Genomic DNA, 22,071 nt, shown 5'->3' with positions numbered 1-22,071 from the left:
ATCGCGCCGGAGCCGGAGCGGTCGGTGACGCGGTCGCGGTCAGTCGGCCTTCGCCTGCCAGTCGCGGACCGTGTCCGCCCCCACGCCGTCGACGTCGGCCGCGAGGTCGTCCGGGTCGGCGGACTTGAGCTCGTCGACGCCGTCGACGCCGGCGTTCTTCAGCTTTGCGGCGGTCTTCTCGCCGATCCCCTCGACGGCCTGAAGCTCCGACCCCTCCTGACGGGCCGTGAACTCGCGGTAGTTACAGATCGGACAACCGAGCTCCCACGGCTCGTCGCCGGAGTGGATCCGGAGGTGCGGGAGGTCGTGCTCCTCGCAGCGCTCGTCGGTGACCTCTATCTCGCCGCGCCGGGGGAGCGGCAGCGAGTAGTCGCAGTCGGGGTAGCGCGTACAGCCGACGAGCCGCGAGCCGGAGCGGAGGCGCTTGATGGCGAGCTCCCCGCCGGCATCGGCGGTTTCACCGTCTCCGTCGCGCGGCGAAGCCGCGCCCTCCCCGCAGTCGGGACAGACGCCGATCACCTCGTCCTCCTGTTCGTCCGCCTCGTCTGCCTTACACTGCGGACAGCCGTGGACGAACGTCTTCCGACCGGCGAGCATCTTCACGTGGCGGAGGTCGTGCTCCTCGCAGGTCTCGTCCAAGAGGAGCGGCTTCCCGGTGGAAGGGAGCGGGAGCGTGTACTCGCAGTCCGGGTAGCCGTCGCAGCCGACGAAGTACGACCCCTGCCGCGACTTCCGGACGAGGAGGTCCGAGCCGCACTCGGGACACGGGCCGAGCGTCTTGTCCGCCTTTAGCGACGTCTGGAGGTGGTCGCCGACCGCCTCGCGGGAGTCGGTGAGGTCGTCGAACACGCGCGAGAGCAGCTCGCGGGAGGCCTCGGTCACCTCGTCGTACGCCTTCTCGCCGGCCGCGATGGCTGCCATGTCCTCTTCGAGCTGGGCGGTCATCTCCTCGCTCACAATCCGGTCGGCGAACTCCTCCGCGGCCTCGACGACCGCCTCGGCGAGCCGCGTCGGCCGCGGCGGGTCGCTCTCGACGTAGTTGCGGTCGTACAGCTTCTCGATCGTCCGGTGGCGGGTCGCCTTCGTCCCGAGCTGGCGCTTCTCCATCTCCTCGATGAGCCGGGACTGCCCGTAGCGCCGCGGGGGTTGGGTCTCCTTCGCCTCGGTGGTGCGGCCCGAGAGCGCCAGCGTCTCGCCGACCTCGACGTCCGGGACGATCCGCTCGTCGCTGGAGCGGTACGGGTACACCTCGTGGTAGCCCGCCTCCAGTAGCCGCTTCCCGTTGGCCTTCAGCCGCAGCCCGCCGTCGGCGGTGAGGTCGGCCGGCTTCGCCGCGTCCTCGGCGTCGCGGAGCGCCGCGAGCCCGTCCGCGCGCTCGGCGATGGGCGTCGCCTCGCCGTTCGCCAGCGCGACCACGCGGAGCCGCTCCCAGGTGGCGGGGTCGGCACAGGTCGCGAAGAACCGGCGGACGATCAGCTCGTACACCTCCCACTCGTCGTCGGAGAGGTCGGCGGCGGCGGGAAGCTCGCCGGTGGGGTGGATCGGCGGGTGATCCGTCGTCTCCTCGTCGCCCTCGGTCGGCTCGATGTCGCGGTCCTCGTCGAGCAGGCTCGCGGCGTCCTCGCCGAACGTCGGCGAGTCGCCGAGGTCGGCGATCAGCTCCTCCGGCTCCAAGTCCTCCGGGTACACCGTGTTGTCGGTCCGCGGGTAGGTGACGTAGCCGGCGGTGTAGAGGTCCTCCGCGAGCGACATGGCGCGCTGCGCGGAGTAGCCGAGCGACCCCGCCGCGCGGATGAACGCAGTGGTGTTGAACGGCGTCGGGGGGTCGTCTGTCTGCGTCCGGCGGGTGACGTCGTCGACGGTCGCCCCGTCGGCCGCAGCAAGCGCCTCGGTGAGCGTGTCGGCGACTGCCTCGTCCCAGACGCGCTCACGCTCGTTGCCCTCGTCGTTCAGATAAAAGTAGCGCGCCTCGAAGGGGTCGCCGCTCGATTTCGCCAGCTCGCCCGTCAGCTCCCAGTACGACTCGGGGTCGAACGCCTGGATCTCCCGCTCGCGGTCGACGATGAGCTTGAGCGTCGGCCCCTGAACTCGGCCGACGGAGATGAAGTCGTCGCCGAGCTGACGCGCGGACAGCGAGAGGAAGCGGGTGAGCGCCGCGCCCCACGTGAGGTCGATGGTCTGTCGGGCCTCGCCCGCGGCCGCCAGCTCGAAGTCGAGGTCGTCGGGGTTCGCGAACGCCTCCTGTACCTCGTTTTCCGTGATCGAGGAGAAGCGCACGCGGTCGACGGGGACATCCTCGTTCACCTCGCGGACGAGCTCGTACGCCTCCTTGCCGATCAGCTCGCCCTCGCGGTCGTAGTCGGTCGCGATGACGACCCGCGAGGCGTTGCGGGCGAGCCGGCGCAGCGCGGCGACGATCCCCTCCTGCGTCGGGGTCTTCGTGACGGGCGCGTCGATGAGCTCGACCGGCTCCACGTCGCGCCAGTCGTTGTACTCGGCGGGGAAGTCGACGCCGACGACGTGGCCGGAGAGCCCGATACACCGCTTGCCGCCCCACTCGTAGACGTTGACGTCGTTCATCCGGTCCGCGGCGGCGGACTCGCCGCTCAGGATGTCGGCGATGCGCCGCGCCGCGTTGTCTTTCTCCGTGATGATCAGCTCGGGGCCGCGACTCATTGCGCCGAGATAGGCCGCTCCCCCGTCTAAAGCTTTCGCGACGCGAGATCAGCGGCAGGCGCGGGGAAAACGGGTATGGAAGACGGGGTCGGGACGCGACCGGTCACCGGGCCGCGTCGTCGGACTCGGCGAGGAACTCCGCGTCTGTCCGCTCCTCGTACGGTTCCGGCGGTTCGTCGTCCGCGTCGAGTTCGCGCCGTGCGAGGTGGTTCTCGAGTTGGCGGCGCTTGTTCCTCCCTTTCCGCTCGCGACCCGATTTCGTGTCTGGCATCGTCACCCGTGTCAACAATACCCACACATATGAATCTTCCGTCGGTGTGCGAACGGATCCGAAAGAGTCGGAGCGGGCGTTATCGACGCGCATTCGGGCGATAACAGCGGTATGACACTCGAATCGTCACTGGAGGAACCGGAGCCTTCCACGAACGAGTTGCGGTGGCGCGTGCCTCGCGGCCGGGGCTTTGGAGGTGTTCGTCGACGTCGGACTCGCTCGTCGCCGTCGCTCATCGCTCGTAGTCGGCGTCGACAGAACGCCAGGAGAGGGATTTGAACCGCAGTCGTTTCGCTCGCTTCGCTCTCTGGTTCAAATTCCTCAGTCTCGGTTTTCGACGAACGGCTCGCTCCGCTCGCCGTGTCGTTCGTCGAAAACGCCAGGAGAGGGATTTGAACCCCCGATCCCGGATGGGAACACGCTTTCCAGGCGTGCGCCTTACCACTCGGCCATCCTGGCCCACTCCGTGCTACTCCGGTGCGACTGTTAAGTCCTTCTTTTCGCTCGCAGTCGCGCTTCGGTGACGTAGGAGAGACCGGCCGACGCGACCGCGACGGCGACCGCGACGAGCAGCGTCCCACCGAACCCGACCGGCAGCGACCCGGGACCGACGAGCCGGTACCCCTGGGCGAGCGCGAGGAAGGCGAACCCGCCGACGACGCCCCACAGCGCCGCGGATCGCGCCCTGGCGCGCGGCGTGGCCGGCGCGCCGACCGCGCGAGCCTCGCCGTCGGAGTCGGGCGCATCGTCCGGGTCGGTCCCGTCGTCGGGTCCGCCCTCGCCGTCACTCATCTACTCGACGACGGCGACCGCCTCGATCTCGACGCCGGCCCCCTTGGGGAGCGCGCCCGCCTCGACCGCGGAGCGAGCCGGCGGCGACTCGTCGAAGTAGCCGGCGTACGTCTCGTTCATCTCGTCGAAGTCGTCCATGTCGGCGAGGAACACCGTCGTCTTGAGGACGTCCTCGGGGGCCGCGCCCGCCTCGTCGAGCACCGCGAGGAGGTTGTCGAGCGCCCGCTCCGTCTGGACCGCGATGGACGCGTCGTCGAGGAGTTCGTCGCCGGGCGTCAGCGGGATCTGCCCGGCCGTGAACACGAGGTCACCGTCGGTGGTCGCCTGACTGTACGCGCCCACCGCCGCCGGCGCGTCGACCGTGTGGATCGTCTCCTTCATGCGAGCGGCCCTTCGACCGGCGGCCTCAAGAGTACTCTGGAGCGGTCCCGCCGGACGCGGGAGGGGGCTCACCGTCAGACACAAGCGGCTGGAGTGGTAACACGACACACATGACGGGAGACCAGCTCCTGCCGCTCGCCGCCATCTTCGTCGGGGTGGCGGCGATCAACCTCGCGGTGACGTGGCTGCTCGTCCGGCGGAACCGCGACCCCGCGGAGCTGTTCGGCTCGGTCGCGACCCAGTCGTCGGACGCGGACGGCGACGGCGAGGTCGGGCCGGCGCTCGCGATCGACCGGGACCCGGGGCCCGACGAGGCGGACGAGGCCGACGACGGGGACGGCCCGCCGCCGCTCGACGCCGACAACGGGGACGGCCCGCCGCCGCTCGACGCCGACGGGGAGACGGTCGTCTGCCGGCACTGCGGCGCCGAGAACCGCGCCGGCTACCGGTACTGCCGGTGGTGTGCGCAGTCGGGGTTCGTCGACGGAGAGGGCGGCGTCACCGCGGGGACCGCGATGGCCGACCGGTCGCTGTGAGCGCGGTCAGAGGAGGCCGTCAGGCGGCGTCGATCTGACAGCCGGCGGCGTAGTCGATCCCGTCGATGGTGTCGATGCCGTCGTCGCCGCACACCGGGCAGTCCGGGTTGCGCGCGTACGGCACCGTCTCGAAGGAGAGGTCCATCGCGTCGTAGAACAGCATCCGGCCGACGAGCGGGTCGCCGACGTCCATGATCAGCTTCACCGCCTCCGTCGCCTGGAGGCAGCCGACCGTCCCGGGGAGGACGCCGAGGACGCCGGTGCTGGCGCAGTCCGGCACCGTCCCAGGCTCCGGCGGCTCGGGGAACAGACAGCGGTAGCAGGGACCGTCGGGCGAGAGCGTCGTCACTTGCCCCTCGAACTTGTAGATGGCCCCGTGGGAGACCGGGACCCCCTCGATGCGGGCGGCGTCGTTCACCACGTAGCGGGTGGCGAAGTTGTCCGAGCAGTCGACGACCACGTCGTGGGCCGCGATCAGCTCGCGGGCGTTGCTCGCGTCGAGCCGCAGCTCGTGGCGCTCCACGTCGACGTCGGGGTTGAGGTCGGCGACGAACTCGGCGGCGGAGTCGACCTTCTTCCGCCCCACGTCGTCGTCACCGTGGATGACCTGTCGCTGGAGGTTGGAGCGCTCGACGACGTCGTCGTCGACGATGCCGATCGTGCCGACGCCCGCGGCGGCGAGGTACTGGATCGCCGGCGCGCCGAGCCCGCCCGCGCCGACGACGAGGACCTTGGCGTCGAGCAGCCGCTTTTGCCCCTCCGGACCGACGTCGTCCAGGATCACGTGTCTGGAGTAGCGGTCGAGCTGGGTCGCGTCGAGGGAGAGACTCATGCCTCCGACCAGTGCCGGCGCGGATATAATCGTGTTCCCGGCGGCGACCGAGACGCGACGCGGCCGACGCTCGCTCCGTCGGCGACGGCTTCGGACCCGACGCCGGCGCTCACTCCGCCGACGCCGCCACGGCGTCGGTCATCCAGCAGTCGTCGACGCTGCCCAGCGAGCCGTCCGTGGTCGCGCTCCCGCCGCCGACCCGGACGAGGCGGAACTCGTAGCGCCCGGTCACGGTGCCGTTCTCGCGCGTGACGACCTCGACCGCGGCGGTCCCGTCGGTGATCTCCGGCACCGAGTACTCCGCGGTGTCGTACGTGAGCATCGGGCCGTACCGGGCGGTCTCGAACAGTTCGACGTACTCGCCGACGGGCCCGACGACCTGCCTGTTCTCCGGCGACGCGAACGACCGGAGGGTCCGGATGCCGTCGTTCGTCGCGTTGTCGTTGTACCGGAGCGCGTTCATCTGGATCTGGACGACCTGAAGCGCGGACCGCTCGCAGGTCGGGGACAGCGCCGTGTTCCGCGCGGCCTCGCCGGTCGGGTCGCCGTCGGCGACCGACACGGTGTTCCCGCCGTCCGAGTCCGTGCCGCTCGCGTCGTCGCCGTCGTCAGTGGCCCCGTCCACATCGGACGGCGAGTCGATCGCCCCGTCGTCGCCGACGCCGGCGATCCCGCCCGGCCCACCGATCCCGGCGGCGCCGGCTGCGAACCCGGCCCCGGCCGCCGCGACGAGGAGCGCGACGACGGCAATCGCGGCGACGACGGTCCGGCGGTCCGGTCGATCGCTCGTTTCGTCGGCGGTCGAATCGTCGCCCGACTCACCGCCTTGGGGTGTCTCGGGGGCGGGGCCGCCCGGCCGGTCGTCAGCTCGCGACGCGCCGGCAGCCGTCGCCGCGCCGGCGAGACTGCCTGCGTCGCCGTCACCCGGCGTGTCGTTGCCGCTCGCGTCGTCGACAGTCGGGACGTGGTCGGTCGCCTCGTCGTCGGTGGCTACCGATCCGTCGCCGGAATCGGTCGCACCGCCGGCCTCGGGAGCGACCGCGTCGTACGACGCGGACCGAACGGGGACGCCGAGGACCCGCTCGGCGATATCGTTCGCCGCCGCCGGCGGGACGGCGTACAGGAGCCGCTGTCGGAGGTCCGCCGGAGAGACGACCGTCGCGTCGTCGAGCGTCGCGTCGTCGAGCAGCGAGTCACTCGCGACGACGAGGGCGTCGGCCCGGCCGTCGGGGACGCCCCCGTCCGCGGCCGAGGCGACGAGCAGTTCGGTCCGCTGGTCCCCGTTTCGCACAGTCACTCGGGGCGGATCGGCGTCGGCGGCGTCGGCGGTCGCCGCGTACGCGTCGGCGACGAGCGTCGCGAGCGCGTCCGTGTCGAGCGACTCGAGCGCGCTCGCGAACGCGTCGGGCGGAATTGGGGAGGTCCCGGTCACGTGGCGATCGCCATGACTACAGTTGGTATGTGACGCGATGTCTTTGCTCTTGCGCCGCCGGCTTCGCGGTCGCGACGGGGGAGAGCGTCGGGAGCGGTAGACGACGAGCGCGTCGCGAAACGGGGGCGACGAACGGCGCGTCCGCTCGGCGACGCGGTCGGTGAAAAAACGAGAACCGAACGTCGGCGGCGTTACTTGCCCTGCCGGTCGTTCGAGGTGACGCTCGGGCGCGTCTTCTCGGTGCCCTTGCCGCGTTTGCGCTGGCCGCGGCCCTTGGTCCCGGCGGAGGTGAGGCCGCGGTACGCGCGACCCTTGTGGTCGTCCGAGCAGATCCAGTTCAGGTCGTCGTCGTTCTCGATCGCGGGGTGGGCGGGGTCCACGAGGATGACCTCGTGCCACTTCTGGGAGCCGTCCTCACCGACCCAGTAGGAGTTGAGCACGCGGAGGTTCCGGTACTTCCGCGAGGCGCGCTCCTCGGCGATGCGCTGGATCGACTTGCGGCGCGAGACGCGGTTGACGCCCTGACGCTTCGAGCGGCGGCCCGCCTTGAAGCGCTGCTTGCGCGACCCGCCCTTGCGGACGCTCACGCGGGCGACGATGACGCCCTGCTTGGCCTTGTAGCCCAGTTCGCGGGCCTTGTCCAGCCGGGTGGGGCGCTCGATGCGCTCGATGGCGCCCTGGTCGCGCCACTCCTGCTTGCGCTGCCACTGCAGTTCCGCTAGTTTCCCCTCCTTGGGGGACCGCCACGCCTCCTTGATGTGCGAGTAGAAGCTTCGTGCCATTGTGTGTCCGCGGACGGTTGCGATTCAGCCGCGAGGGGCCACATGTCGTCTCGTCCCGGGCCGGCGCGGCGGTCGGTCCGACCGCGGTCCCGGCGGCGAGTGCCCGCTGTGTCCGCACCAGCGAGTTAGCGTGAGTTCCCGCGGTCCGCCCTTAACCGCTTCGCTCCGCGGGTCGCGTGAGGGGCCGTCGCACGGCGTGGCGAGACGTTGCGTCGGCAAACTCGCGAGGAACGCGCGGTCGACGCGCTCGGTCGGTCGCCGCGCGTCGATCGATTAAAGTCCAGTTGTATCGATGAACCGGTAGTGGTACACTTCGACGCCGCGCCGGCGGTACGCGGGTGCGACGGGGGTGGGTTCCGGTGGGAGCCGTGAGGCTCGTGGTCGTCGCGGGGACGACCGAGACGGCCGCCGTCGACGGGATCAGCGCCGCGGGCGCGGACCCGGAGCTGCGCGTTCACACGCCCAGCGCGGACCTCGAGATCGTCGAGTCGGGGCGCCCCGCGCCCGACTCGCCCGTGCCGGTGAGTCCGACGGGGTGTCCGACCCCCGCGGTCGTCACCCGCGCGGTCCGCGAGCTGCTCGGCCCGGAGGCCCTGCCGGTCGAGTTCGTCGACGCCGGGCTCGGAGCGCCCACCGCGGCGACGGTCCGCGACGTCGGTGCGGCGCCCGGCGGCGACGTCCGCGACCCCGAGCCCGTCCCGGAGGCGGCGAGCGTCTTCGAGCGGGCTCGCGCGCTGGCACCGGAGCTCGCCGCGCCGACGAGCGGTGACGGACGCGGAGGCGACCCGGAGAGCGGACCGGCCGACGAGCCCGCCGAACTGCTCGTCGCGGAGACGATCCCGGGCGGGACGACCACCGCGCTCGGGGCGTTGACCGCGCTCGGCGAGCGCGCCGCGGTCTCCTCGTCGCTGCCGGCGAACCCGATCGAGCGGAAGCGCCGCGTCGTCGACGAGGGGGTGGACGCGAGCGGGCTCGCTCCGGGCGACGCGGCCGGCGACCCGATCGAGGCGGTCCGACTGGCGGGCGACCCCGTCCTCGCCGCGGTCGCCGGCCTCGTCGTCGGCTGCGCGGACGCCGGGATCGACGTCACCCTCGCCGGCGGCACCCAGCTCGCGGCCGCGGCGGCGCTCGCCCGCCACGCCGGCGTCGACCGGCGGCTCCCGCTGGCGACCACGTCGCTGGTCGCGGACGACCCGACCGCCGACCTCGCGGCGCTCGCCGCCGACCTCGACCTAACCCTCGCGGCGGCCGATCCCAGGTTCGACGAGGGCGACCACCCCGCGATGGCGGCGTACGCCCGCGGCGAGGCGAAAGAGGGCGTCGGCATGGGCGGGGCGCTCGCGCTCGCGGAGCGCGCCGGGGTCGACGACGACGCCGTCCGCGAGAGGGTCGCCGCCGTGACCGAACGACTGCTCGCCGAGGACGCGGGAGCCGACGGCGGAGAGGGACCCGCCGCCGCGAACGGAGGCGACCGGCGGTGAGGGGGCTCGTCCTCGCCGGCACGGCCTCCGGGATCGGCAAGACGGTCGCGACCCTCGCGGCGATCCGCGCGTTCGAGAACGCCGATCGGACCGTTCAGCCCGCGAAGGCGGGGCCGGACTTCATCGACCCGAGCCACCACGCCCGCGTCGCCGGGCGGCCGTCGCGCACCCTCGACCCGTGGCTTCAGGGGGACGACGGTCTCCGGCGGAACTACGCCCGCGGCGACGGCGACCTCTGCGTCGTCGAGGGGATGATGGGGCTGTACGACGGCAACGCCGCGAGCACAGCCGGGGTCGCCGCCGGGCTCGACCTCCCGGTCGTCCTCGTCGTCGACGCGAGCGCCGGGATGGAGAGCGTCGCGGCGACCGCGCTCGGCTTCGCCGAGTACGCCGACCGGACGCCGCACGACCTCAACGTGGTCGGCGTCGTCGCCCAGCGCGCACACGGCGGCCGTCACGAGGCGGGTATCCGCGAGGCGCTTCCGAACTCGATCGCCTACTGCGGCCGGGTCCCGCCTCACCAGGGCCTAGAGATCCCCGACCGACACCTCGGACTCCAGATGGGCGAGGAGGCCCCGCTCGACGACGCGGCGCTCGACGCGGCCGCCGAAACGCTGCGAACCGACCGGTTGCTCGATATCGCGCGCGAGCCGACGCTCCCGGTGACCGACCCGGACGCTGGAGCCGCGGGCGGCGACGACGGACGGAACCGCGGAGATCGCGGCGACTCTCCGCGGATCGCGGTCGCGGACGACGCGGCCTTCCGGTTTATTTACCCGGCCACACGCGAGCTGCTCGCCGAGCGCGCGACGGTGGTCCCCTTCGCGCCCACGACCGGCGACGACCTCCCGCCCTGCGACGGCGTCTACCTCCCCGGCGGCTATCCGGAACTCCACGCCGCTGCGCTCGCCGACGGACCGGCGCTGGGGTCGATTGCTGACGCCGCGTCCGAGGGAACGCCCGTCCTCGGCGAGTGCGGCGGGCTGATGGCGCTCGCGGAGACGCTGACGACCGCCGACGGCGACGCCCACGAGATGGCGGGCGTCCTCCCCGCGAGCGTCGAGCGCCGCGAGCGGTATCAGGCGCTCAACCACGTCGAACTCCGCGCACGGCGCGGCGCGCTCACCGCGGACGCCGGGGCGCGGCTCCGCGGCCACGAGTTCCACTACTCCGCGGCCGACGTGGCGTCCGACGCCCGGTTCGCGTTCGACGTGGAGCGCGGGACCGGCATCGACGGCGACCGCGAGGGGCTCACCGAACACCGGACGCTCGGGACGTACTGCCACGTCCACCCCGAGAGCGGGGCGTTCGACGCGTTCCTCGACGAGGTGGAAGGGTGACGGGAGTCGCCGAGCTAGCCGGGGCCACCGAGCCGGCCGTCGCCGCCCTCGTCGCCGAACCCGCCGCCGCGCTGGCCGCCCCGGCCGTCACGCTCCTCGCGCCGGTCGCGCTCGCCGTCGCGCTGGACCTCGCGGTGTCGGAGCCGCCGCGCCGCGTCCACCCGGTCGCGCTGTTCGGGACCCTCGTCGGGCGGTTCGACCGGGAGTGGGCCCGCCCGCGGCTCGTCGGCGTCGCGGTCGCGGTGGTGCTTCCCCTCGCCGCGGCCGCGGTCTGTACCGGGATCGTCTGGGTCGCCGCGGCGCACGGCCTGCGAGTCGGCGGGGTTCCGGTCGTCGCCGTCGCCGCAGCGGCGGGCGTCTGCTTCTCGGTCGCGAGCCTCAGAATGCTGCTCGACGTGACCGGCAAGGTCGTCGCCGAGACCGAGGCCAATCCGGACGCCGCCCGACAGTCGGTCCGGGCGCTCGTCGGACGCGACCCGGCCAACCTCTCCCCGGCCGCGCTCCGCAGCGCCGCGGTCGAGAGCGCCGCCGAGAACCTCGCGGACGGGTTCGTCGCCCCCCTCGTCTGGTTCGTCGCCGGCGCGACGGCCACGGTCGGTGGGAGCGCCGCGACCGCGGAAACCGCGCTGGTCGCGGGGGTCGCGGCCGCGGCCTGGGTGAAGGCGGTGAACACGCTCGACTCGATGCTCGGCTATCGGTCGAAGCCGGTCGGCTGGGCGAGCGCCCGGCTCGACGACGCCGCGATGTTCCTGCCGGCGCGGGTCGCGGCGTGCTGCCTCGCTGTCGCGGCGCGGTCGCCCGGGAGCCTGCGGCGCGCGCGGTCGCTAGCCCGTGAACCGGCGTCGCCGAACTCGGGCTGGCCGATGGCGACGGCCGCGACGGCGCTCGGGGTCCGTCTGGAGAAGCCCGGCGCGTACGTCCTCGACGGGGGCCCAGAGCCGCCGTCGGCCGCGGCCGCCCGCGACGCCGTGCGGCTCGTCGGCGTCGCAGGCGGGGTCGCGGTCGCGGCCGCGGGGGCGTGGCTCCTCGCGCTCGCGGGGGTGGTCGCGTGGTCCTGACGGGACCGGTCGCGGCGCTCCGCGGCGCGCTCGGGTTCCTCTCTCGGATCCCCGTCGGCCGCACCGACGAGGACTGGGAGGCGTTCCGGCGGACGCCCGCGTCGATGCCGGCGGTCGGGTACGCGATCGGCGCGCTCGTCGCGCTCCCGGTCGCCGCGGCCGCGCTGGCGCCGGTCCGCGTACAGTCGCTCGCGGTCGGCGTCGCGTTCGCCGCGTGGCTGTCCCTCGTCACCGGGATCACCCACCTCGACGGCGTCGCGGACGTCGGCGACGCGGCGGTCGTCCACGGCGACGCCGACCGGCGCCGGGAGGCCCTGAAGGACTCCGCGCTCGGCGTCGGCGGGACGGTCGCGCTCGCGCTGGTCCTCGTCGGCCTCGTCGCCGCCGGGGCGGCGGTCGCGGACGTCGCGACCCGGTCGCTCGCCGACGCGGTGGCGCTCGTCGTCCTCGCGGAGGTGAGCGCGAAGGCCGCGACGGCGGCGCTCGTCTGCCTCGGCGACGCCCCGCACGAGGGGCTCGGGTCGGCGCTGACCGCGGCCTCCGGCCCCCGGATGCTCGCGGGCGTCGCGCTCGTGACGACGCCCGCGGCGCTGGCCGGGGGGGCCGTTCTCGGGTCGGGCGGCGCCGGCGTCGTCGCCGGGGTGTTCACCGCCGCGACCGTCGTCGCCGCGCTCGCGTTCGCGTGGGCGCGCTCGCGACTCGGCGGAGTCAGCGGCGACGTGCTCGGCGCGACGAACGAGATCGCCCGCGTCGTCGGGCTCCACGCGGGGGTGATCGCGTGGACGCTCTCGTGATGTGCGGCGGCCGCGGCACGCGGCTCGACCGCCACGGCGAGAAGCCGCTCGCGCCGGTGGCCGGGCGGTCGATGGTCGACCGGACCCTCGACGCCCTCGCCGCGAGCCGGGTCGAGACCGCGTACGCGGCCGTCTCGCCGCACACGCCGCGGACCCGCGAGCGACTGGGCGAACGGGCGGGCGGTGGCGGGCGGGTCGGCGACGGCGCTGAACGGACCGACGGGTCGGTCGAGGTCGTCGTCGTCGACACGCCGGGCGACGGGTACGTCGCGGACCTTCGGACGGCGCTGGCCGACGGCCCGGAAGCGCCGGTCCTCACCGTCGCGGTCGACCTCCCGCTGCTCGACGGGCCGGCGGTCGACGCCGTCCTCGACGCGCACGCCACCGCCGGGGCCGACTCGCTGTCGGTCCGGATCCCCGCCGCGCGCAAGCGCGGATTGGGCGCGAGCGCCGACGCCGTGACGCGGTATGACGGTGCGGGAGACGACAGAGCGGGTGGCGACGAGGCGCTCGGCGGGGACGGGGGAGCGCCCGAGGAGCGCGTCCCGGCCGGCGTCAACGTCGTCGGCGCGCTCGACGGCGCTGGCGATGAGGCCGTCTACGCGACCCGCGACGCGCGCCTCGCGCTCAACGTCAACCGCCCCGGAGACCGCCGGCTCGCCGAGCGGATCCTCGCCGGCGACCGGGACGCGTCCGTCCTCCCGAGCGGCGGAGTCGAGTGGCTCGGCGAGCCCGGAGCCGGCGAAGGAGGTGACCGGTCGTGAATCGCGAGCGCGCGGCGGCGCTCGGACGCGAACCCCACGGGAGTACCGACGACCCGGACCTGCTGGACTTCAGCGCGAACACGAACCCCGAGGTCCCGGCGGGCGTCGAGCGCGTCTACCGCGCGGCCTTCGAGACGGCGCGGACGTACCCGCCGGAGCCGCCGGGCGCGTTCCGGGCGGCCGCCGCCGACTTCGTCGACTGCGAGTCCGAGCACGTGGTCCCGACGCCGGGCGGACTGGCCGCGATCCGGACGGCGATCGCGCTCGCGGTCGACCCGGGCGACACGGCCCTGCTCCCCGCGCCGAGCTTCGGCGAGTACGCCCGCGAGGTCCGGCTCCGGGACGGCGAGCCGTCGTTTGTCGACGCCGAGTCGATCCTCGACGCCGACCCGCGTGGCCACGCGCTGGCGGTCGTCTGTACGCCGAACAACCCGACCGGGACCGGCTACGACCGCGAGTCGCTGCTCGCGTTTGCGGAGCGCTGCCGCGCGGCCGACACCGTGCTGCTCGTCGACGAGGCGTTCCTCGGGTTCACCGACCGCGAGTCGCTCGCGGGCACCGACGGCGTCGTCGTCGCGCGGGCGCTCACCAAGCTGTTCGGGCTCCCCGGGATCCGGGCCGGCTTCGCGGTCGCGACGGGGGAGCTCGGCGCGGCGCTGCGCGGCGCGCGCCGCGCGTGGAACGTGAGCGCCCCGGCGCTCGCCACCGGGGAGTACTGCCTGCGGCAGCCGGCGTTCGTCCGCGAGACCCGCAACCGCGTCCGCCGCGAGCGGGAGCGGCTGCGGAACGCCCTCGGCGACCGGTACGACGTCACGCCGAGCGACGCACCGTTCCTGCTCGTCGACGTCGGTGACCGCGACGTCGACCGCGTCGTCGAGCGCGCCCGGAAGCGAGGCGTCGCCGTCCGCGACGCGCGGACGTTCCGCGGCCTCGGCTCGCACGTCAGGGTCGCGGTCCGCCGCCCGGCGGAGAACGACCGACTCCTCGCGGCGCTCGGCGTCGGCGACGAGGAGGATGGCGAGATAGAAGACGGCGACGAAGCGGACGCCGGGACCGGAGACGGCGACGGAGGTGAAGCCGGCGATGTTTGAGGCGACAGTCAGCGAGGGCGTCCTCCGGCTCCGCCGGCCAGAGACGCGCTGGCTCTCGACCGGGTGGGACGGCGGGCGGTCGCGGGCGGCGACCGCGTACAACGTCACCGTCCCGAAGGGGTTCGCCCGGACGGACCTCCGGACCTACCGCGACGAGCGGCTGGCGCGGGCGGGATTCGCCGACGATGAGGTTGTGCGGAGTGCGGGGGACTCGACGGCCGACCGCGACGCGCCGCCAACGCTGTTCACGGGCGTCTCGATGGAGCACGCGCGCGGTGCGCGACTCGGACCGGTCGTCGCGTACGCGACGGTCGGGCTCTCGAACCCCGCGATGCTCCCGATGGAGCCGGCGGAGGATCGTAAGGGCGGCGGTTCGGGGCCCGACGCCGCCGGTTCCCCGGTCGACCCGCCCGGGACGGTGAACCTGATCGTCGGCGCGACGCGGCGGCTCGGCCCGGGGGCCGCGGCGAACCTCGTCGCGGTCGCGGCCGAGGCGAAGACCGCGACGCTGCTCGCGGCGGCGGGGATCCCGGGGACGACGAGCGACGCCGTCGTCGTCGCCGACGACCCGGCGGGCGAGCCGGCCGAGTTCTCCGGGAGCGCCACGGCGGTCGGCGGGGCGGCCCGCGCCTGCGTCCGGGACGCGGTCCGCGCGAGCCTGCGGTCGCGGTACCCGGACGGTGACGTGCCCGGGCCGGCGGCCGACGCCGAACACGGCGTCGTCACCGACGACCGGGCGGAGGTTTTCGACCCATGACTACGAACCACGACGACACCGACGACGAGGCATCGACCGACGGCAACGGGGAGACACAGACCGACGCCGGCGAAGAGGCACCGAGCGAGGCCGAGCACGACCGCACCCGCACTCCGGGCGGCGGCGCGGCCCCTGAGCCCGAGCCCATCGAGCCCGCGGCCCCCGAGGAGTTCGGGCTGGTCCAGGCGTTCTGGGGCGACGGCAAGGGGAAGACCACCGCCGCGATGGGGATGGGCTTCCGGGCCGCGGGCCATGGCTACCGCGTCCACATGCTCCAGTTCATGAAGGGCGGCGCGGACAGCGTCGAGGGCGTCAGGGGCGAGTACAACGCGATTGCGGCCGTGCCGGGGTTCACCTACGAGAACGCCGGCCACTACGGCTGGCACGGCCTGCTCGACGGGTCGGCAGACGACGAGCACGAGGCGAAGGCGGCGGCCGCCTTCGACCGCGCGGAGGCGCTCGTCGCGGGCGCCGCGGACGCGGACCTGACCGAGCCGCTCGCACTCGACGGAGACCCGGAAGCGGGCGTCCACATGCTGATACTCGACGAGCTGCTGTACGCGGCCGACCGCGGGCTCGTCGCCCCCGACGACGTCGTCCGTCTCGCCGAGTCGAAGCCCGAGGACCTCGAACTCGTCCTCACCGGGAGCCACGCCGAGCCCGCGTACTTGGACGGCGTCGCCGACCTGATCACGAACGTCCGGAAGGTCGCGCACCCGTTCGACGACGGGCAACGCGCCCGCCGGGGAACGGAGTACTGACGATGGGGGTCACGCGACCGTGAGCGACGCCGGCGCGGGCGAGGGCGACGGTGGGGCCGAGGCGGACCCGGAGCGCGACGCCGACACGGTCCTGATCGCGGGCACCGCGAGCCACGTCGGGAAGAGCACGCTGGCGGCCGGCCTCTGTCGACTGCTCGCACGGCAAGGCGTGTCGGTCGCGCCGTACAAGGCCCAGAACATGAGCAACAACGCCCGGGTCGCGCTCGCGCCCGACGGCGAGTGGGGCGAGGTCGGCGTCTCCCAGCACGTCCAGGCGCGGGCGGCCGAGACGGTGCCGACGACCGACATGAACCCCGTCCTGCTCAAACCCCGCGGCGGCGGCGAGAGCCAGCTGATCGTCGACGGCGAGGCGGTCGTGAACGCCCCGGCGTCGGCGTACTACGAGGACCACTGGGACGATGCCCGCGACGCCGCGGTCGCCGCCCACGAGCGCCTCGCGGCAGACCACGACGTGATCGTCGCGGAGGGGGCGGGGAGCATCGCGGAGATCAACCTCCACGACCGCGACCTCGCGAACGTCGAGTGCGCCCGGTTCGCGGACGCGGCGGTCCTGATCGCGGTGGATATCGAGCGCGGCGGCGCGTTTGCGAGCCTCTATGGAACCCTCGAACTCCTCCCCGACGACATCCGCGACCGCGTTCGCGGTGCCGTGATCACGAAGTTCCGCGGCGACCCCGCCCTTCTCGAACCCGGAATCGACGAGATCGAATCGCGCACCGGCGTGCCCGTCGTCGGCGTCGTCCCGCACGATGACCCGGGGCTCCCGGCGGAGGACAGCCTCTCGCTGCCCGACGCGGCGACCGGCGGAGACGGGAGCGGCGGCATCGGCGAGGGCAGCGGCGACGGCGGCGTCCTCGGCGGCGACGACGGCGTCCCCGACGAGAGGGCCGTGCGGATCGGGGTCCCGCGGTTCCCGCGGATCTCGAACTTCACCGACCTCGAACCGCTGGCGCGCGAGCCGGGAGTCCGGGTCGCTTACCTCCCGCTCGACGCCGACCTCGACGGCGTCGACGCGATCGTCCTTCCGGGATCGAAGAACACCGTCGACGACCTGCTCGCGGTCCGGGAGGCCGGCTTCGACGACGCGCTGCGCGCGTTCGACGGCCCCGTGATCGGGGTCTGCGGCGGCTACCAGCTGCTCGGCGAGCGGCTCGTCGACGCGGCCGTCGAGGGCGTCGGCGACCGCGAGACGGTGCCGGGGGTCGGGATCCTGCCCGTCGAGACGCGGTTCGCGACGGAGAAGCGCGTCGAGCGGGTCGAGCGCGCCGTCGACGGCGTCGGGCCGATCGCGGGCGCAGACGGTCGCGCGACCGGGTACGAGATCCGCGCCGGCCGAACGCGTATCCTCGGCGACGCGGAGCGGGACACCGCGCCGCCGCCGCGGACGACGGAGCCGCTCGGTGCCGAGAGCGTCGCCACCGACCGCGTCCTCGGTACGTACCTCCACGGCCTCTTCGAGACGACGGCCGTGCGGGACGCCTTCGTCGAGGCGGTCTTCGCGGAGGCCGGCCGAACGCGCCCGGACCCGGCGGCGGGCGGACGGTCCCCGTTCGACCGCGCCGCCGACCTCGTCGCGGACAACGTGGACTTCGCGGCCGCCGGGCTGACGCGGCTGGCGGGACCCGCCGACCGGCGCGGGCCGGAGCGCGAGTAGCCGCCCCCGAGCGCGATCCGGTGGCGGAAAGTATATTGTTCGATAAGCCCAATACAGTCGCATGAGCGACGCAGCCGAGACGGACGATCCGACGGGAGACGACGCGAAGACAGAGCGAGAGCGCATTCGCGAGCGGAAGCGCCGGGAGCTGGAAGCGCGCCTCGGTGACGGCGAGACGCTCGACGATACCGAAGTAGGGGCGGACGACGGCGGGGCGGCGACGCCGAGCGAGCCGATCCACGTGAACGGGACGGATGAACTCCAGCGGACGGTCGACGACCACGACGTCGTCCTCGTGGACTGTTACGCCGACTGGTGCGGTCCCTGTCAGATGATGGAGCCAACTATCGAGGCGCTCGCGGCCGAGACTGACGCCGCGATCGCCAAGGTCGACGTCGACGCGAACCAGGCGGTCGCCCAGCAGCTGGGCGCGCGCAGCATCCCGACGCTCGTCCTGTACGCGGGCGGCGAGGCGGTCGACCGGTTCGTCGGCGCGCAGGACCGCGCGACGCTCGAGTCGGCGATCGACGAACACGCGGCCTGAGGCGGGCCGGGTCGTCAGTTCGCGGCGAGCGTCTCCTCCAAGAGCTTCCGCTGTGCGGCCGCGAGGTGTTCGGCGAACGTCGACGGCGCGATGTCGAGCGCGTCGGCCACGTCGCGCGCGTTGGCGTCGCGGGGACGCTCAAAGTACCCCATGCGGTAGGCCGTCCGGAGCACCTCGCACTGGCGGTCGGTGAGCCGGCCGCGGTCGACGAGGGTGCGGTCCGACACCCCGTCGCCGCGCGCCGCGCCTTGGACGAGGTACCGGACCTCGACGCGCTCCGCGGTACCGTCGAGCGCCGAGACGACGTCCCGAAGCCGTTGGAGGTTGGGGAGGTGAAGCGTGAGGAGCAACACCCCGTCCTCGGCGCGGGCGTCCGCGATCGGGCAGTCCAGCTCCTCGATGATCCGGCAGGCGCACTCCCCCTCGCGCGGGCGGTCGTACCGGTAGACGCGCTCGTCTCCAAGGTCGACGACCGACGCCGCTTCGGGGACCCCCTCCGCGCGGTCGACCGCGTCCGGGTCGCGGGCGCGGAACTCCTCGGTGTGCGTGTCGCCCGCGTGGGTCCAGTTGACGCCGGTGATCGGGCCGTCGTGGACGGTCGAGGCGGCGACGACCGGGCAGTTGGTGGTCCCGTGGATCGCGACACCCGCGCGGACGCCGTCGGGCGTGCTCCCGGAGCCGTCCGCCGGCGATTGCTCTCCGGTTCCCATCTAGTCGGAATTGGAGTGACGGACACAAAGGCCTGATCCCCGACGGACGGGACGCCCCGTCTGAACCGCCGAGAACACCCGCAGTACTGGGGGGCGGTCGGTATCGGTCCGCGGCCCGGAGTCGCGGCCGTGAACCGAGCGATTCACGCGGTCGGAGCGGGCGCGCTGGCCGCCGCCGGAGCCGGGATGGTGGTCGCGTCGATCGCCGGGTCGGCGACCGCGGTCGGCTGGGATCCGGCGACGGTGACGGGCAGCGGCGCCGGATCGTTCGTCGTCGCCCTCGTCGGCGCGCTCGCTGCGACGGCCTTCGGATACGCGGTCCTCGCGGAGGCGCGGCAAGCGCTGCGGATAGAGGGGTTCGAGCTGACGCGGACCGACCTCGGCAACGCGGCCGCCGTGGCCGTCGCGGCGCCGGTCACCTACGCCACCTCGGTCCGGGTCGGCGTCGGGCCGGTCGTGGCGGCCGCGCTCGTCGGCCTCTGCGCGGCCTTCCTGACCGAGACGTACGACGCCCCCGCGTACTGCGGCTCGTTCGTCGGGATGGCGACCCCGGCGGCCGGCGCCGACCTCGGCTCGGTGGCCGCCGCGGGGATCGCTGCCGCCGTCGTCTTCGTGCTCGCGAAGCGCGTCTTCAACGGATTCGGGGGGAAGCTCGGCACCACCGCGTTCGTCGGCTGCCTGTCGGTGGCCGCGCTCGGCGGGCTCGCCCCCGGAACGGGGACCGTCCCGGAGCCGACCGCCGCGGCGGGGCTCGTCGTCGCGGCGGCCGTCGCCGCGCTCGCCACGTTCGCCGTGAGCGTCCGGCTCGGTTACGGCCCCGTCGTCGGCTCCGCGGTCGTCGGCCTCGTCGCCGGCCTGGCCTGCCCGCCGCTCCTCGCCGGCGGCGACGCTGTCGCGGCCGTCGCCTTCTGCGCGTCGTTCGCCGGGATGGCCGCGCCGGCGCGGATCCCGGGCCCCGGCGCGATGCTGCTGGCCGGCGGGACCGCTGGCGTCGCGTTCGTCGGCGCGACCCCGTACTTCGTCGGCTTCGGGGGGAAGCTCGGCACCATCGCGTTCGCCGCCTGTCTCGCGACCGCCGGCGTCCTGTCACTGGGCCGGCTGCTCGCGCCGACAGGGAGCGACGCGGTGACGGGGTGACCGCCGCCGGGGTGAAGAGCTGATAAAAGGCCACGCTACGCCGGGAGTGTTCGGAGGGGCGTGGGGCGCGTACGGACCGCCGATGACCGATCCGACCGGGCGGGAGTTCGAGTCGAACCCCACCGTCTGTCCGTTCTGCGGCGTCGGCTGTCAGATCGAGTACGCCGAGCGCGGCGGCGCGACCGGCGTCGAGGGGGCGGTGAACGCCCGCGGGGAGATCTGTCCGAAGGGGGCGGCCGCATTCGACGTCGTCGACCACGAGGACCGCTTGACGGAGCCGCTCGTCAGGCACGGCGGGCGCTTCGTCACCGCGCCGTGGGCGGAGGCGCTCGACCGCGTCGTCGACGGGATCGGGGGCGTCGTCGACAGACACGGACCCGACGCCGTCCAGTTCTTCGCCTCCTCGAACTGCACGAACGAGGAGAACTACGTGCTCCAGAAGCTCGCGCGCGTCCTCGGCACGAACAACGTCGACAACTGCGCCCGGCTCTGTCACTCCTCGACCGTCGCCGCGATGAGCGAGCGGTTTGGGGCCGGCGCGATGACGAACACGCTCGACGACCTGCGGGAGACGGACTGCCTGTTCGTCAACGGGGCGAACCCGGCCGAGCAACACCCCGTGGCGTTCCGGTCGTACCTCCTGCCCGCGATCCGCGACGGCGCGACGCTGGTCCACGTCGACCCGCGCGCGAACGACACGACCGAGGCGGCCGACGTCCACCTGCCGCTGCGCCCCGGGACCGACATCGAGGTGGCGAACGCGATCGCGGCGGTCCTCGTCGAGGAGGGCCTTGTCGACGAGGCGTTCCTGGCGGAGCGCACGACCGGGTTCGACCGGCTCCGCGACCGCCTCGCCGCGGTGGACGTCGCCGCGAACGCCGAGGCGGCCGGCGTCGACCCCGAGGCGATCCGCGAGGCGGCCCGCGCGTACGGCGAGGCCGACCGCGCCGCGATCGTGACGGGGATGGGGACGAGCCAGCACCGCTGCGGCACCGACAACGTCCACGCGCTGCTCAACCTCGCGCTGCTGACCGGCAACGTCGGCCGGCCCGGGACGGGCGTGAACCCGCTGCGCGGGCAGAACAACGTCCAGGGCGCGAGCGACGTCGGGGGGCTGCCGAGCGTGCTGCCCGGCTACGAGCCCGTGACGGACGCGGCCGCGCGCGAGCGGGTCGCCGACGAGTGGGGCGTCGAGCCGCCGAGCGAGCCCGGGCTCACCGAGGTGGAGGCGACCCACCGCTTCGGCGACGAGGTGCGCGCGGCGGTCGTCTTCGGCGAGAACCCGGCGGTCACCGAGCCGAACGCGACCGCGGTCGCGTCGGCGTTCGAGGACCTCGACTTCTGCGTCGTCATCGACCTGTTCGAGACGGCGACGGCGACGCACGCGGACGTCGTCCTCCCGGGGAGCGCGTGGGCCGAGAAGGCCGGCACCGTGACGAACACCGACCGGCGCGTGATGCGGATGCGACCGAACGCCGACCTGCCGGGGAACGCGCGGCGCGACCTCGATATCCTCACTGACCTCAGCCGGCGGCTGACCGACCGCCCGGAGGCGTTCGACTACGACGGCCCGGAAGCCGTCTTCGACGAGCTGACCCGTGTCGCGTCCATCTACGAGGGGATGAGCTACGAGGGGATCGGCGACGGCTCCCAGCGGTGGCCGTTCTCGGCGAGCGACGGGACCGGCACCGACGTGTTACACGCGGAGACGTTCGCGACGGGCGAGCGCACCGCCCCGCTCGCGGTCGTCGACCCGGTCCCGCCCGCGGACGAGCTCGACGCCGGCGAGCTGACGCTGACGACCGGCCGCGTGCTCCAACATTTCAACAGCGGGGCGCTCAGCCGGCGCTCCGACCGGCTGATGGCGATGCGTGGCGAGGACACGCTCCAGATCAACCCGACGGACGCGGTCGAGCGCGGGATCGACGACGGCGACCGAGTGACCGTCTCGAACGAGCGCGGCAGCGTCGAGGCGACGGCGGCCGTCACGCCGGCGGTACGCGAGGGCGTCGCGTTCTGTACCTTCCACTACGCGGACCCGCTCGCGAACGCGCTGACGGGCGACGCGCTCGATCCGGAGGCGAAGATCCCGGAGTTCAAACACTCGGGCGTCGCGGTCGAACCGACGGCCGACGACGACCCAGCCGGCGCCGATTAAACGGGCGCCGACGCGGGATCGGCCGTCCGTCGCGGATAGGCGGCACGAATCTCCGGTATCAACCGTGAGACCTGGGGGGTGGCCGTTTATATAACCCAA

The 22,071-nt window shown here is 73.7% G+C and carries 21 protein-coding genes and 1 tRNA gene; 13 read left to right on the top strand and 9 right to left on the bottom strand.

Annotation, left to right across the window (positions count from 1 at the left end):
- Window positions 1–39: 39 nt before the first annotated feature.
- The 5 genes from ABNG04_RS07385 to ABNG04_RS07365 all read right to left on the bottom strand — a co-directional run bounded on the left by ABNG04_RS07385 (window position 40) and on the right by ABNG04_RS07365 (window position 4,120).
- Entirely contained in the window at window positions 40–2,676 is a 2,637-nt protein-coding gene (locus ABNG04_RS07385; RefSeq protein ID WP_371161373.1) for a DNA topoisomerase I, read from the bottom strand.
- A 103-nt stretch (window positions 2,677–2,779) separates the two neighbouring features.
- Window positions 2,780–2,947, bottom strand: a complete 168-nt coding sequence (locus tag ABNG04_RS07380) for a hypothetical protein (protein ID WP_371161371.1) — start codon at window positions 2,945–2,947, stop codon at window positions 2,780–2,782.
- 377 nt (window positions 2,948–3,324) lie between these two features.
- A tRNA-Ser gene (locus ABNG04_RS07375) sits at window positions 3,325–3,406 on the bottom strand.
- A 27-nt stretch (window positions 3,407–3,433) separates the two neighbouring features.
- On the bottom strand, window positions 3,434–3,739 hold the full coding sequence (locus tag ABNG04_RS07370; RefSeq protein ID WP_371161369.1) for a DUF7981 family protein: 306 nt from the start codon (window positions 3,737–3,739) through the stop codon (window positions 3,434–3,436).
- Window positions 3,740–4,120, bottom strand: a complete 381-nt coding sequence (locus ABNG04_RS07365; protein ID WP_371161367.1) for a Rid family detoxifying hydrolase — start codon at window positions 4,118–4,120, stop codon at window positions 3,740–3,742.
- A 110-nt stretch (window positions 4,121–4,230) separates the two neighbouring features.
- On the opposite strand from ABNG04_RS07365, the gene ABNG04_RS07360 reads away from it, so the two are divergent.
- A complete protein-coding gene (locus tag ABNG04_RS07360; protein ID WP_371161366.1) occupies window positions 4,231–4,656 on the top strand; it encodes a DUF7577 domain-containing protein in 426 nt (141 codons plus the stop codon).
- A 19-nt stretch (window positions 4,657–4,675) separates the two neighbouring features.
- Here ABNG04_RS07360 and ubaA read toward each other — a convergent pair whose 3' ends face one another.
- From ubaA to ABNG04_RS07345, 3 genes are all read right to left on the bottom strand, one after another.
- Entirely contained in the window at window positions 4,676–5,488 is an 813-nt protein-coding gene (ubaA, locus tag ABNG04_RS07355; RefSeq protein ID WP_371161364.1) for an SAMP-activating enzyme E1, read from the bottom strand.
- A 109-nt stretch (window positions 5,489–5,597) separates the two neighbouring features.
- Window positions 5,598–6,920 carry a DUF4864 domain-containing protein gene (locus ABNG04_RS07350; RefSeq protein ID WP_371161362.1) on the bottom strand — a complete coding sequence of 441 codons (1,323 nt, stop codon included), beginning with the start codon at window positions 6,918–6,920 and terminating at the stop codon, window positions 5,598–5,600.
- Between the two features lie 191 nt (window positions 6,921–7,111).
- The gene (locus ABNG04_RS07345; protein ID WP_049931415.1) at window positions 7,112–7,702 is read right to left on the bottom strand and encodes a 50S ribosomal protein L15e; all 591 of its coding nucleotides are present in this window, start codon (window positions 7,700–7,702) and stop codon (window positions 7,112–7,114) included.
- A gap of 359 nt (window positions 7,703–8,061) precedes the next feature.
- Here ABNG04_RS07345 and ABNG04_RS07340 point away from each other — a divergent pair, with 359 nt between their 5' ends.
- The 10 genes from ABNG04_RS07340 (at window position 8,062) to trxA (ending at window position 17,967) form a co-directional block, all read left to right on the top strand.
- Entirely contained in the window at window positions 8,062–9,183 is a 1,122-nt protein-coding gene (locus tag ABNG04_RS07340) for a nicotinate-nucleotide--dimethylbenzimidazole phosphoribosyltransferase (protein WP_371161359.1), read from the top strand.
- Window positions 9,180–10,523 carry a cobyrinic acid a,c-diamide synthase gene (locus ABNG04_RS07335; RefSeq protein WP_371161358.1) on the top strand — a complete coding sequence of 448 codons (1,344 nt, stop codon included), beginning with the start codon at window positions 9,180–9,182 and terminating at the stop codon, window positions 10,521–10,523. Before ABNG04_RS07340 ends, ABNG04_RS07335 begins: the two co-directional genes overlap by 4 nt.
- Before the next feature lie 71 nt (window positions 10,524–10,594).
- Entirely contained in the window at window positions 10,595–11,581 is a 987-nt protein-coding gene (locus tag ABNG04_RS07330) for a CobD/CbiB family cobalamin biosynthesis protein (protein WP_371161954.1), read from the top strand.
- The gene (cobS, locus tag ABNG04_RS07325) at window positions 11,572–12,375 is read left to right on the top strand and encodes an adenosylcobinamide-GDP ribazoletransferase (protein ID WP_371161357.1); all 804 of its coding nucleotides are present in this window, start codon (window positions 11,572–11,574) and stop codon (window positions 12,373–12,375) included. Before ABNG04_RS07330 ends, cobS begins: the two co-directional genes overlap by 10 nt.
- On the top strand, window positions 12,375–13,139 hold the full coding sequence (locus ABNG04_RS07320) for an NTP transferase domain-containing protein (protein ID WP_371161953.1): 765 nt from the start codon (window positions 12,375–12,377) through the stop codon (window positions 13,137–13,139). Before cobS ends, ABNG04_RS07320 begins: the two co-directional genes overlap by 1 nt.
- Window positions 13,136–14,230, top strand: a complete 1,095-nt coding sequence (locus tag ABNG04_RS07315) for an aminotransferase class I/II-fold pyridoxal phosphate-dependent enzyme (protein WP_371161355.1) — start codon at window positions 13,136–13,138, stop codon at window positions 14,228–14,230. Before ABNG04_RS07320 ends, ABNG04_RS07315 begins: the two co-directional genes overlap by 4 nt.
- Window positions 14,223–14,987, top strand: coding sequence for an adenosylcobinamide amidohydrolase (locus tag ABNG04_RS07310; protein WP_371161353.1), 765 nt, complete (start codon window positions 14,223–14,225; stop codon window positions 14,985–14,987). The genes ABNG04_RS07315 and ABNG04_RS07310 overlap by 8 nt, the downstream gene beginning before the upstream one ends.
- Window positions 14,984–15,748, top strand: a complete 765-nt coding sequence (locus tag ABNG04_RS07305; RefSeq protein WP_371161351.1) for a cob(I)yrinic acid a,c-diamide adenosyltransferase — start codon at window positions 14,984–14,986, stop codon at window positions 15,746–15,748. The genes ABNG04_RS07310 and ABNG04_RS07305 overlap by 4 nt, the downstream gene beginning before the upstream one ends.
- A 19-nt stretch (window positions 15,749–15,767) precedes the next feature.
- On the top strand, window positions 15,768–17,423 hold the full coding sequence (locus ABNG04_RS07300; protein WP_371161349.1) for a cobyric acid synthase: 1,656 nt from the start codon (window positions 15,768–15,770) through the stop codon (window positions 17,421–17,423).
- Between the two features lie 61 nt (window positions 17,424–17,484).
- Window positions 17,485–17,967 (top strand): thioredoxin, encoded by a 483-nt coding sequence (trxA, locus tag ABNG04_RS07295; RefSeq protein WP_371161347.1) that lies wholly within the window; start codon window positions 17,485–17,487, stop codon window positions 17,965–17,967.
- Window positions 17,968–17,981: 14 nt separating this feature from the next.
- Here the strand turns inward: trxA and ABNG04_RS07290 are convergent, their stop codons facing one another.
- Window positions 17,982–18,677, bottom strand: coding sequence for a helix-turn-helix domain-containing protein (locus ABNG04_RS07290; protein ID WP_371161345.1), 696 nt, complete (start codon window positions 18,675–18,677; stop codon window positions 17,982–17,984).
- A gap of 186 nt (window positions 18,678–18,863) precedes the next feature.
- Here ABNG04_RS07290 and ABNG04_RS07285 point away from each other — a divergent pair, with 186 nt between their 5' ends.
- On the top strand, window positions 18,864–19,814 hold the full coding sequence (locus ABNG04_RS07285) for a hypothetical protein (protein WP_371161951.1): 951 nt from the start codon (window positions 18,864–18,866) through the stop codon (window positions 19,812–19,814).
- A gap of 82 nt (window positions 19,815–19,896) precedes the next feature.
- Window positions 19,897–21,972, top strand: a complete 2,076-nt coding sequence (fdhF, locus tag ABNG04_RS07280; RefSeq protein WP_371161343.1) for a formate dehydrogenase subunit alpha — start codon at window positions 19,897–19,899, stop codon at window positions 21,970–21,972.
- Window positions 21,973–22,071: the final 99 nt, after the last annotated feature.

The sequence above is a fragment of the Halorubrum miltondacostae genome (assembly GCF_041379815.1).
Taxonomy (GTDB): Archaea; Halobacteriota; Halobacteria; order Halobacteriales; family Haloferacaceae; genus Halorubrum; species Halorubrum miltondacostae.
The sequence above is the reverse complement of the archived record's forward strand: the minus strand, read 5'-3'. Positions and strand labels throughout refer to the sequence as shown.